General features: G+C 62.8%; 10 protein-coding genes and 1 pseudogene. 5 read left to right on the top strand and 6 right to left on the bottom strand.

The window, feature by feature from the left end:
* Positions 1-18 precede the first annotated feature (18 nt).
* The 3 genes from Q0341_RS10515 to arfB are packed head-to-tail and all read left to right on the top strand — an operon-like array spanning position 19 to position 1,586.
* The gene (locus tag Q0341_RS10515) at positions 19-603 is read left to right on the top strand and encodes an NUDIX hydrolase (protein ID WP_299512985.1); all 585 of its coding nucleotides are present in this window, start codon (positions 19-21) and stop codon (positions 601-603) included.
* Positions 604-612: 9 nt separating this feature from the next.
* Complete coding sequence (locus tag Q0341_RS10510; RefSeq protein ID WP_299512984.1) at positions 613-1,146, top strand: DUF1178 family protein; 534 nt, start codon at positions 613-615, stop codon at positions 1,144-1,146.
* A gap of 32 nt (positions 1,147-1,178) precedes the next feature.
* The gene (gene arfB, locus Q0341_RS10505; protein ID WP_299512982.1) at positions 1,179-1,586 is read left to right on the top strand and encodes an alternative ribosome rescue aminoacyl-tRNA hydrolase ArfB; all 408 of its coding nucleotides are present in this window, start codon (positions 1,179-1,181) and stop codon (positions 1,584-1,586) included.
* Here arfB and miaA read toward each other — a convergent pair.
* From miaA to mutL, 3 genes are read right to left on the bottom strand one after another with little or no spacing between them, the layout of a single operon-like run.
* Positions 1,583-2,533, bottom strand: a complete 951-nt coding sequence (gene miaA, locus Q0341_RS10500; RefSeq protein WP_299512981.1) for a tRNA (adenosine(37)-N6)-dimethylallyltransferase MiaA — start codon at positions 2,531-2,533, stop codon at positions 1,583-1,585. The two genes, arfB and miaA, sit on opposite strands and share 4 nt — an antisense overlap.
* Positions 2,530-3,747, bottom strand: coding sequence for a multidrug effflux MFS transporter (locus Q0341_RS10495; RefSeq protein WP_299512980.1), 1,218 nt, complete (start codon positions 3,745-3,747; stop codon positions 2,530-2,532). Before Q0341_RS10495 ends, miaA begins: the two co-directional genes overlap by 4 nt.
* A complete protein-coding gene (mutL, locus tag Q0341_RS10490) occupies positions 3,747-5,738 on the bottom strand; it encodes a DNA mismatch repair endonuclease MutL (protein ID WP_299512978.1) in 1,992 nt (663 codons plus the stop codon). The genes Q0341_RS10495 and mutL overlap by 1 nt, the downstream gene beginning before the upstream one ends.
* Positions 5,739-5,790: 52 nt before the next feature.
* Here mutL and Q0341_RS10485 point away from each other — a divergent pair.
* A pseudogene (locus Q0341_RS10485) lies at positions 5,791-6,437 on the top strand (VTT domain-containing protein).
* A 211-nt stretch (positions 6,438-6,648) separates the two neighbouring features.
* On the opposite strand, the gene pobA reads toward Q0341_RS10485, so the two are convergent.
* Positions 6,649-7,845: a 4-hydroxybenzoate 3-monooxygenase gene (gene pobA, locus Q0341_RS10480; RefSeq protein ID WP_299512976.1), complete on the bottom strand. Its 1,197-nt coding sequence runs from the start codon at positions 7,843-7,845 to the stop codon at positions 6,649-6,651.
* 189 nt (positions 7,846-8,034) lie between these two features.
* Here pobA and Q0341_RS10475 point away from each other — a divergent pair, with 189 nt between their 5' ends.
* Positions 8,035-8,805, top strand: coding sequence for an IclR family transcriptional regulator C-terminal domain-containing protein (locus Q0341_RS10475; RefSeq protein ID WP_299512974.1), 771 nt, complete (start codon positions 8,035-8,037; stop codon positions 8,803-8,805).
* Positions 8,806-9,029: 224 nt separating this feature from the next.
* Here the strand turns inward: Q0341_RS10475 and Q0341_RS10470 are convergent, their stop codons facing one another.
* Both Q0341_RS10470 and Q0341_RS10465 read right to left on the bottom strand, forming a co-directional pair.
* Positions 9,030-10,013 (bottom strand): SDR family oxidoreductase, encoded by a 984-nt coding sequence (locus tag Q0341_RS10470; RefSeq protein WP_299512970.1) that lies wholly within the window; start codon positions 10,011-10,013, stop codon positions 9,030-9,032.
* Positions 10,010-10,807, bottom strand: a 798-nt coding sequence (locus Q0341_RS10465; protein WP_299512967.1) for a bile acid:sodium symporter family protein, incomplete at its 5' end; no start/stop codon positions are given. The genes Q0341_RS10470 and Q0341_RS10465, both read right to left, overlap by 4 nt.

Raw genomic sequence — 10,807 nt, 5'->3', positions numbered from 1 at the left:
GCCCTCACACTGGTTTGCATGTCTGACGAGCACCTGATCGAACACCGGGTTCACCAAGAGGAACTCTTGCGTGGCCACTTTTTGCATGTGTTGCGCGACACCGTGCAACTGCCCAACCAAAACCTCGCCACCCGTGAATATGTGGTGCACCCCGGTGCGGTGATGGTCATCCCGATGCTCGACACGACCGAAGGTCTGCGCCTGGTGATGGAGCGGCAGTTTCGTTATCCAGTGGGGCAAGTCATGACCGAGTTCCCGGCCGGCAAGCTCGATCCCGGTGAAGACCCTTGGCTGTGCGCCCAACGCGAACTGCTCGAAGAAACCGGCTACACCGCCCGCCAGTGGGCCCGTGCCGGGGTGTTGCACCCGGTCATCGCTTACTCGACCGAGGTGATCGAGATCTGGTTTGCTAAAGAGCTGACCTTGGGGCAACGTCAGCTGGATCAAGACGAATTCTTGGATGTGTTCACCGCCAGCCCCGCCGAGCTGATGACCGCTTGCCAGCAAGGCCGCTTGACCGATGCCAAGACCTTGACGGGTTTGCTTTGGTTGCAAAACGTGCAATCGGGCCAGTGGCCCTTGCATTGGCAAACCGTCCCTTGAACTGTTGGCATGAAAGTCCTGGACCTGCAATGCGGCTTGGGCCACAGCTTTGAAGGCTGGTTTGGCTCTCAAGACGACTATGACGCACAGCGCGAACGGGGCTTGGTGACGTGTCCAGTGTGCAACGACTGTGAAATCACCAAAAAGCTGTCAGCACCGCGCTTGAACTTGGGCCACGGCACGGCCCCCAATTTAGGGCCGGGGCAGGGCGCTCAATCTGCGGGCGCGGGCAGCGCTGCTGGTGGCTCGCAATCCTCCGCTGCCGATGCCCCACTTGCTACACCAGCCCTGCCTGATATGCCGCCCGATGTCTTGCAGCAGATGCAGTCGGCCATGATGAAAGCGGTGCGCCACGTCATGGCCAACACCGAAGATGTGGGCCCGCAATTTGCCGAAGAGGCCCGCAAGATCCACTACGGCGAGCGCGAAGAGCGCAACATCCGTGGCCAGGCCACGCGCGAAGAAACCGAGGCCTTGATCGACGAAGGCATCGAGGTCATGGCCTTGCCCGTGCCAGAACATCTCAAGGGCCCGCTGCAGTAAGCGCAGCCTGCAAGCGCAAGCGGCCCCCTTTCATGAAACACGCTCTGCACATCGACGACGCCGAGGTCGAGCTGACCGCCATTCGGGCGCAAGGCCCGGGTGGGCAAAACGTCAACAAGGTCTCCAGCGCCATCCAGTTGCGTTTTGATGTGGCGAACTCAGCCTTGCCCGACGACGTCAAACAGCGTTGGCTGCAATCGGGAGACAGCCGCTTAACTTTGGAAGGCGTGTTCATCCTCAAGGCCCAGCGCCACCGCACGCAAGAAGCCAACCGCGTTGATGCGTGGGCGCGGCTTTATGAAACGCTGGACCTGTACGCCAAGCCCCCCAAACCCCGCAAGGCCACCAAGCCAACCTATGGCTCGGTGCAAAGGCGGTTGGAGGGCAAGTCGATTCAGTCCAAGATCAAAAGCGGTCGGCGCAAAGACGCCCAAGATTAAGACCGGGCGGTCTCAGCGCGCTGCAGCACTTGTACCAGCGCATCCGGCGCATCGGCCTGCACCACCAGCCGCTCCGGCATGCTGCGCAGCCAGGTGATTTGGCGCTTGGCCAGTTGGCGGGTGGCGAAGATGCCGCGCTCCAGGATCTCGGCTTCGCTCCAGCCAGCATCTAGCCCTTCCCAAGCTTGGCGGTAACCCACGCAGCGCATGGACGGCAGGTCGGGGTGCAGGTCGCCGCGTGCCCGCAGGGCTTTGACTTCTTCCATGAAGCCCGCCGCCATCATTTGTTCAAAACGCAGAGCGATGCGTTGGTGCAGCCAAGCACGGTCGGTGGGCTCCAGACTGATGACGGGGATGTGCCAGTCTGGGGCGTTGGCCTTGGCGCTTTGGTGAAAAGAGCTCAGGGTTTGGCCTGTGGCGGTCCAGACCTCCAAGGCGCGGCCGATGCGCTGGCTGTCTCCGGGCGCCAGGCGCGCGGCCGTCTGCGGGTCCACCTGGGCCAGTTGCGCGTGCAGCGCCGGCCAGCCGAGTTGCTCGGCTTGTTGGTGGATTTGGGCGCGCACCTGCGCGTCGGCTGCGGGGATGTCGTTCAGGCCTTCGAGCAAGGCCTTGAGATAAAGCATGGTGCCGCCCACCAACAGCGGGGTTTTGCCGCGTGCACGGATGTCGCGGATCAGTCGGGAGGCGTCTTTGGCAAATTCGGCCGCGCTGTAGCTGTGCAGCGGGTCCAGTGTGTCGATCAGGTGGTGCGGCACGGCGGCCAGTTCTTCGCGGCTGGGTTTGGCCGTGCCAATGTCCATGCCCCGGTAAACCAGAGCCGAGTCGACGCTGATGATTTCTGCGCCGCCTTGGGGTTGTAGGGCTTGGGCCAAGGCCAGTGCTGCAGCGGTTTTGCCGCTGGCGGTCGGGCCGACGATGGCAATGGCTTCCAGTGGCTTGACGGTCATGCCTTGGCTACGGCGCTGAGCGCGGGGCGGCCGTGGCGCTGGACGGCGGTCCAAGCCACGGTGGCAATCACGCCAGACCACAGCAAAATGCCATGGGCCAGTGCAAAAACCGGTTGATCCATGTGCTGGCCCAGCCAGCCGCCCATGAAGAACGCGCCCAACATCATCAAAAAACCATTGAGCGCAGAGGCTGTGCCCGCTCGGCGTGGGAAGGGCGCGACCGCACCGCTTTGTCCGCAAGGCTGGTGCACGCCATGCCCGAGCATGAAGATGTACATGGGCACCATGATGGCCCACGCGCCATACCAGTCGCGGCCTTGTCCGGCGTAAGCGAGCACCGCCATGGACACGCCTCCCGTGAGGGTCAAGCAGGCGGCGATGCCGACCGTGCGGTGCACGCTGGTGCGCCGGAGCATCCAGCGGCACCAAAAGGTGCCCACGATGTAAGACAAAGACATGCTCAGCATGAGCAAGCCATAAGCTGTTTTGCTGTAGCCCATGAACGACACAAACACAAAGGACGAACTGGCCAGGAAGGTGAACAAGCCCAAATACGAGCCGGCCGACAAAGCGCACCAGGTTTGGAACACCGGATGGCACAAGATGTCCCAATTGGCCTTGACCAAGGGGCGGGCGCGCAAAGCCTGCAGGTCGGGTTGGGCCAGTGTTTCTTCAAAGCGCCAGGCCAACAAGGCCAAGGTGCCCGCACCAAACACCGCCAACATGAGCAGGGCCACACGCCAGCCCAGCCAATCGGTCAACAGGCCGCCCAAAGGCGCACACACGCAAGCAATGATGCCCAGGCCCGTCAGGGCTTGCGACATGACGTTGGCACCTTGTGCGGGGGCATACAGATCACGCACCACGGCGCGTGCGGCCATGACCCCTGCGCCCATGGCAACGCCCTGGAGGGCGCGCCCGGCAATCAGCCAAGCCATGTTGGGCGCAAAAACGCAAGCCACCGAGGCCAAGGTGTAAGCGGCCATGCCCCACAACAAGATGGGCCGACGGCCAAATCGGTCGGACAGCGGCCCCCAAACCAACTGAGACAGGCCAAAAGCCAGCAGCAGTGCGGTGAGGGTGAGTTGGGCTTGGCCCATGCCTGCACCAAAGCCCTGCGTGATGGCGGGCAGGGCGGGCAAATACAGGTCGGTGGTGACCGGCTGCAGGCCCAGCAGCAGCGCGAGGATGAGGACAATGAGTTTGGGGGACATCAGCGGCCCCGCAAAAACAAGGCATCCAGATCACGCATCGTCATTTGCCGCCAAGTGGGGCGGCCGTGGTTGCATTGGTCGGAGCGTTCGGTGTCTTCCATCTGGCGAAGCAAGGCGTTCATCTCGTCGAGCGTCAGGCGGCGGTTGGCGCGCACTGCACCGTGGCAGGCCATGGTGGCCAGTATTTCGTTTTGCGCGCGTTGCACCACCGTGCTGGCGTCGTGCTGGGCCAGCTCGGCCAGAACGCTGCGCGCCAACTCCACCGCGTCGCCTTGCGCCAAGCTGGTGGGCACGGCGCGCACGGCGAGGGTTTTGGCCGACAAGGGCGAGATTTCCAGGCCGAGTTGTTCCAAGGCCTCGGCACAGGCCTCTGCGGTGGCCACTTCGTTGGGGGTGGCGGCAAAGGTGGCCGGGATCAGCAGCGGTTGGCTGGGGATGCGCGAGGCGTCGGTGGTGTTGAGTTGGTTTTTCAGGCGTTCGTACACGATGCGTTCGTGCGCGGCGTGCATGTCCACCACCACCAAGCCTTGCTTATTTTCAGCGAGGATGTAGACGCCGTGCAGTTGCGCCACAGCGCGGCCGAGTGGCCAGTCGCCTTCGGGCAGGGGAGCTGGAGTGGCCAAGTGGTCTGTGGGGTGGGACGTTGCGCCTGATGGGGTGGACGCTGTTGCCGTTCGGTCAGCCTGAAGCCAATCGGGCGCGCCGCGTTCTTGAGCGCTCAGGCCTTCGCTGCTTTCAGGCGGGTTCCACAGCGCTTTCAGGTTGGCCATGGCTTGTTCGCCGTCCACGCGGGGGCGCACAAAATCGGCCGGTTTGTAGGCGGGGGCGTTGAAGCTGGAGGGGCCGGGGCGCTCGAAAGCCATGCCGCCTTGTTGCCAAGTGGCCGATTCGGGCAGGGCTTTGGGTGCGGGGCCGGTTGTCAGTTCAAAACCGCTGGGGGTGTTCGCAGCGTCGTCGTTCAGGTTGTGCGAGCGCGGCGCGGCCAGCGCGTTTTCCAGTGCATGGCGCACCGCCTGGTGCACGGCGCGGCTGTCGCGAAAGCGCACTTCGATCTTGGTGGGGTGCACGTTCACGTCAACCAAGGTCGGATCGATCTCCATGAACAAGGCGTAAGCCGGTTGTTTGTGGCCGTGCAACACGTCTTCGTAGGCGCTGCGCGCACCGTGCATGACGACTTTGTCACGCACAAAACGGCCATTCACGTAGGCGAACTGGTGGTCCGGGCGTGAGCGGGCGGCGTCGGGCAGACCGGCGCGGCCCATCACCTTGAGCGGCCCGGCGTGGTAGTCCACAGCAATGGACTGCGCCACGAATTCTTCGCCCAACACATCGGCCAAGCGTTGTTCCAGGCCCGCAGCGCCGGGGTGCACGCGCCACTGCTCGACCAGTTTGCCCTCGTGCCAGATGGCAAAGCCCACGTCGGGGCGGGCCAGCGCGTGGCGGCGCACGGCCTCGACGCAGTGCGCCAGCTCGGTGTTGTCGCTTTTCAAAAACTTGCGGCGTGCGGGGGTCGAGAAAAACAGCTCTTTGACTTCGACCGTGGTGCCCACAGCGCGGGCGGCGGGGCGGATCTCGCCGGTGCGGCCGTCCAGCGCAAAGGCGGTGGGCTGGCCGTCCGTGCGCGAGAGCAAGGTGAGCTCGGACACCGAATTGATGGCTGCCAAGGCTTCGCCCCTGAAACCCATGGTCATGACCGATTCGAGGTCATCGAGGTTGCCAATCTTGCTGGTGGCGTGGCGTTTCAAGGCGGTGACCAGCTCGTCGGGCGCGATGCCGCCGCCGTCGTCTTCCACCGAAATCAGCCGCGTGCCGCCGCCCATCAGGCGCAGCGTGATGCTGCGCGCGCCCGCGTCCATGGCGTTGTCCACCAGCTCGCGCACCACCGAGGCGGGGCGCTCGACCACTTCGCCAGCGGCGATTTGGCTGATCAGTTCATCGGGGAGTTCGCGGATGGGGCGGCGCGCGGAAGCCGGGGTTTGTTGGGAAGTCACCGTCAGATTTTAGGGGGTCTGCTTGCGGGGTTGGGCCGGGGATAATTGGGTGATGGACATTCTTTTGCAGCTCGTTGATTTCATCCTCCATGTGGACCGACACTTGGAATCCTTTGTGGCGCAATACGGGGCCTGGGTGTATGCCTTGTTGTTCTTGATCATCTTCGTTGAAACCGGCGTGGTGGTCATGCCGTTTTTACCGGGCGACTCGCTGTTGTTCATCGTGGGGGCCATGTGCGGCGCGGGTTTGATGAGCTTGCCGCTTGCCATGGGTTTGCTGTTGGCGGCGGCCATTTTGGGCGACCAAACCAACTACACAATCCAATCGGCCGTTACGTTGGGCTCCGGGTGTTCCAGTGGGAAGAGTCGCGGTTTTTCAGCCGCAGGGGCTTTGACCAAGCCCACGCTTTTTACGAAAAATACGGTGGCATCACCATCGTCTTGGCGCGCTTCATGCCTTTTGTGCGCACCTTCGTGCCTTTCGTGGCGGGTGTGGCCGAGATGACCCGCAGCAAATTCACTTTCTTCAACGTGATCGGCGCGGTCATTTGGGTGGTGGGCCTGTTGTCGGTGGGTTACCTGTTTGGCAACCTGCCGATTGTGCAAGAGCACCTGAGCAAGATCATCTGGGCCTTGATCATCGTGCCAGGCCTGATCGCCATGTTTGGCGCATGGAAGGCGCGCCACGCCCGTGTCTGAGCCATGGCGCGGTGATGCGCCATGAGCGCATGAAACGTCGCTTCGCGAAAGCCCAAATGTCTGACCTGAAGGCCGCGACCTACGGGGAAAGGTCAGATCCTCAAGGCCAAGACCTCCGGGGTGTTGGTATTTGTAGGTCGGCGCCTTCAGGTCCGACGCGGCGCGTGGTGAACCACCGCCGGTTGCCCTGTTTCACACCGCTGCATGCCCATCAAGCTTCGCCAAAATTCAGCGGCAAGCCCACATAGTTTTCGGCCATGGTACGCGAACCCGCTTCGCTGTGGATCAGGTAGTCCAGCTCCGCGTCCTGGAACTTTTGGCCAATGTCGCCGTTTTCGGGGAAGTGGTGCATCAGGCTGGTGAACCACCAGGAAAAGCGCTCGGCACGCCAAACGCGGCGCAAGCAGCGCTCTGAATACGCGTCGATGCCCGCGTCGGTTTTGTCGGCATAGAACTCGATGAAAGCGGTGGACAAATACTTCACGTCGGTGGCGGCCAGGTTCAAGCCCTTGGCACCGGTGGGCGGCACGATGTGCGCGGCGTCGCCCGCGAGGAACATGCGGCCAAAGCGCATGGGCTCGGTCACAAAACTGCGCAGAGGGGCGATGCTTTTTTCGATGCTGGGGCCAGTCACCAGGTGTTCGCGGGCTTCAGGATCGAGGCGATGGCGCAGCTCGGCCCAAAAAGCCTCGTCCGACCATTGCTCGACCTTGTCGGTGGTGGGCACTTGCAGGTAGTAGCGGCTGCGCGTGGCGCTGCGCTGTGAGCACAGGGCAAAGCCGCGTGTGCTGTTGGCGTAAATCAGTTCGTGGTGCACCGGGGGCGTGTCAGACAACACGCCCAGCCAGCCAAACGGGTAAACCTTTTCGTATTCCTTGATCGCGCTTTTGGGCGCACTGGCGCGGCACACGCCGTGAAAACCGTCACAGCCGGCAATGAAGTCGCATTCGATGGTGTGCAGCTGGCCGTTTTTTTCGTAGGTGACGCGGGGTTTTTGGCTGTCAAAGTCGTGCAACTGCACGTTGCCTGCTTCGTAGACCGTGGGCAAACTTTGTGCCTGGCGGGTGTCCATCAGGTCGCTGGTGACTTCGGTCTGGCCGTAGACGATGACTTTTTTGCCGCTCGTGAGGTGGTCCATGTCGATGCGGTGGCGTGCGCCTTTGAACAACAGGTCAAAGCCCGTGTGCACCAAGCCTTCTTTGTGCATGCGCTGGCCCACGCCCGCTTCATCGAGCAGGTCCATGGTCACTTGCTCCAAAACGCCTGCACGGATGCGCGAGAGCACGTAATCCGGAGTTTGGCGCTCGACGATGACGGCGTCGATGCCCGCCTTGAACAGCAGCTGGCCCAGCAACAAGCCGGAAGGGCCTGCGCCAATGATGGCCACTTGGGTGCGGGTGGTGCTCATAGGTGTTTCCTCATATCTTTCAATGCAATGCATGAAAGCATAAGAGGCTCGCCAGTTTTGACGAGTTGTAGGTTGTGAATTTTGTGCGATTGAAAAGTGATTTGTGCGATCATCGCGCAATATGACCCAAGTCAAAATGACTTTGTAGGTCGGGCCTTCAGGTCCGACATGTTTTTTTGGAGCTGCCCCATGACCCTCGCGAAAGCCGACTACATCGAAGGCCTGGCCAAGGGCCTGGCCGTGCTGGAGGCTTTTGACACCGAGCGCCAGCGCTTGAATGCGACACTGGCCGCGCAGCGCACTGGCATCACGCGGGCGGCGGCCCGGCGGCACTTGCTCACGCTGGCCGAGCTGGGCTATCTGGAAACCGATGGTGCGTATTACTGGTTGTCGGCGCGGGTGCTGCGTTTGGCGGGCAGCTACATGGCCACCTCGCGCCTGCCGCGCACCTTGCAACCCACGCTCAACCGCTTGGCCGCGCAAACACAGGCGGCGTTCAGTGCGGTGGTGCTCGACGGCAGCGAGTGCGTGATCGTGGCGCGCAGCGCGGGCGCGGCCGAGCCGGTGCGGCACTTGGCCTATGGTCTGCATTTGGGGGCGCGGTTGCCCGCGCACGCCACGTCTACCGGGCGTGTGCTGCTGGCCAATTGGCCCAAGGTCGAATTTGCTGCCTGGCTCAAGGGGCGCGAGCTGGCGCGCATCACGCCGCAGACCGAGGTGGGGCTCGTCCGCTTCAAGGCACTGATTGATCGGGTGCGGCAAGATGATTTTTGTTTGGCCCGCGATGGCCATGAACAAGGCATTCATGCGCTGGCCGTGCCGCTGCGCAACATGCAGGGCCAGACCCTGGCCGCGCTCAATGTGGTGGGCACGGCCGATCAATTGAGTGATGCGGCCGTGCAGCACAAGTGGTTGCCATTGCTGCTGGATGCCGCTAGGGAGTTGCGCCCTTTGTTGTGACGTCGGTTGGACGCAGAAGACAAGTCGGACCTGAAGGCCACGACCTACGGGGAGCGGGGTGTTAGTAGGTCGGCGCCTTCAGGTCCGACCAGAGCGGTGGTGCGCCACAACCGCGTGAATTGCCGCTTTGCTAATGCCTAAAAGTCGCTTCGCGAAGAGATGGACGTCGGACCTGAAGGCCACGACCTACGGGGAGGTTGTTGGTCGGACCTGAGGGCCGCGACCTACGGATGTTGTTGGCGAGCTGCGGTGTACGCGTCAAAGGCTTGTGCGCTGGTTTTGCTGGGCGTGTAGCCAAAGCGTGATTTGAGCGCGGTGTTCAGCAGCACCGGCCGGTAGCGCAAGAAGTCGAGTTGTTCGGGGCCGTAGCGGCTGATGCCCAGTCGGCTGCCTAGCCATAAGGCGGTTTTTAACAGCCACGCGGGCAGCACGCGTGGGTGCTTCTTCAGCCGCTTCGCGATGTCAAAAATCGTTAAGGCCCCGTCGCCTGCCAAGTTGAAGCAGCCGCTGGGGGCCTGGCCGCTCAGGGCGTGCACGATGGCCCCGGTCACGTCGTCGTCCCAGATAAAAACAAAGGGACTGTCGCTGCCTTGCACGGCCAGCAGGCGGGGTTTCTCAAACAGCGCGGTGATCTGGTTGTTGACCCGCTCGCCCAAAATGGTGCCGATGCGCAGCACCGTTTGCAGCAGTTGCGGATGGGTTTGGCGGTATTGCGCCAGCATCTCTTCGACCAAGCGTTTGTGGTGCGAATAGGCAAAGCTGTCGTTGCCGCGCAGGGGCATGTCTTCAGTCAGCCACGCGGGGTTGTCGGCGTGGTAGCCATAGGCCGCGCCGCTGGACGAGACCACGATGTGTTGCACGCCGTGCGCCACGCAGGCTTGCAACACGTTGCGCGTGCCTTCCACGTCAACCGAGTATTCGAAGGCGCGGTTGGCGTCTTTGCCGGGCGTGACGATGGCCGCCAAGTGCACCAGGGTGTCGATGCGGTGCGCTGCCACAGTGCTGCCTAAGGCCGGGTCGCGCACGTCTTGCGTGAGGTAGGTGATGCTGGGCAGGCGCTGCACAGTGGGCACTTCGCGCACATCCACCGCGATCACCGCTTCGCAGTCACTTTGCAGGGCCAGTTGGCTGATCAGCCCTTGGCCTAAAAAGCCCGATGCACCCGTGACCAAAACCCGCCGCGCACGCTGAGTGCATGGCCCGATCATTCGGCCGCACCAGACCGCTGTGCGGCAGCGCCGTCCAGTGGTCGGCGTGCCCACCAGCCTGCCAGCACCAGCCCGGCAATGATGTCCCAAAAGCCCCAGACGCCGGCCACCACGGCCATGCCGCCCAGCCCGTCGAAGAAGCTGAAGATCAACACCAGGCCCAGGCCTGCGTTGCGGATGCCAACCTCGATGGACAAGGCGCGGCTGTCGTAGTCGGACAATCGGGCCACTTTGGCCGCAGCCCAGCCCGTGCCAAAGGCCAGCGCGTCTTGCAAGATGACGGCCACCAGCACCAGGCCCACATAGTCCATAAAGTAGCGCCAGTTGCCCGCAATGGCGGCCACGATGAAGCCGATCAAGGCCATGAAGCTGATGATGCGCAGCGGCTTCTTGAAGCGCTCGGTCCAGACCGGCACATAGCGGATGCACAGCAGGCCCAGCACAAAGGGCAGGCCGATGATGAGCAGGATGTGTACAAGCATTTGCACCGGGTCCAGCGCGATGCTGGTCAACAACTTGGAGCCCGTGGGGTGCATGCCGCCCCAAAACGCGAAGTTCAGCGGCATGGCCACCACCGCGATGGCATTGGACACGGCGGTCATCGACACACTCAAAGCCACATTGCCCTTGGCCCGGTGCGTGAGGATGTTGCTGACATTGCCCGGCGGGCAGCAGGCCACCAGGATCATGCCCAAAGCGATGCTGTGCGAAGGCTGCAGCACCAAGGTCAGCCCATAGGTGATGGCGGGCAAAAGCAGAAACTGCGCCCCAATGCCCACGGCAAAGGCCATGGG

It is taken from the genome of uncultured Limnohabitans sp. (genome assembly GCF_937889215.1).
Taxonomy (GTDB): Bacteria; Pseudomonadota; Gammaproteobacteria; order Burkholderiales; family Burkholderiaceae_C; genus Limnohabitans_A.
Note: the sequence above shows the minus strand (reverse complement) of the source record. Positions and strands in the feature narration are given on the sequence as shown.

Bases quoted from the DNA above. Each gene is read 5' to 3' on its own strand.
- Q0341_RS10515 (WP_299512985.1), top strand. From the start codon at position 19: ATGTCTGACGAGCACCTGATCGAACACCGGGTTCACCAAGAGGAACTC.
- Q0341_RS10510 (WP_299512984.1), top strand. From the start codon at position 613: ATGAAAGTCCTGGACCTGCAATGCGGCTTGGGCCACAGCTTTGAAGGC.
- arfB (WP_299512982.1), top strand. From the start codon at position 1,179: ATGAAACACGCTCTGCACATCGACGACGCCGAGGTCGAGCTGACCGCC.
- miaA (WP_299512981.1), bottom strand. From the start codon at position 2,533: ATGACCGTCAAGCCACTGGAAGCCATTGCCATCGTCGGCCCGACCGCC.
- Q0341_RS10495 (WP_299512980.1), bottom strand. From the start codon at position 3,747: ATGTCCCCCAAACTCATTGTCCTCATCCTCGCGCTGCTGCTGGGCCTG.
- pobA (WP_299512976.1), bottom strand. From the start codon at position 7,845: ATGAGCACCACCCGCACCCAAGTGGCCATCATTGGCGCAGGCCCTTCC.
- Q0341_RS10475 (WP_299512974.1), top strand. From the start codon at position 8,035: ATGACCCTCGCGAAAGCCGACTACATCGAAGGCCTGGCCAAGGGCCTG.
- Q0341_RS10470 (WP_299512970.1), bottom strand. From the start codon at position 10,013: ATGATCGGGCCATGCACTCAGCGTGCGCGGCGGGTTTTGGTCACGGGT.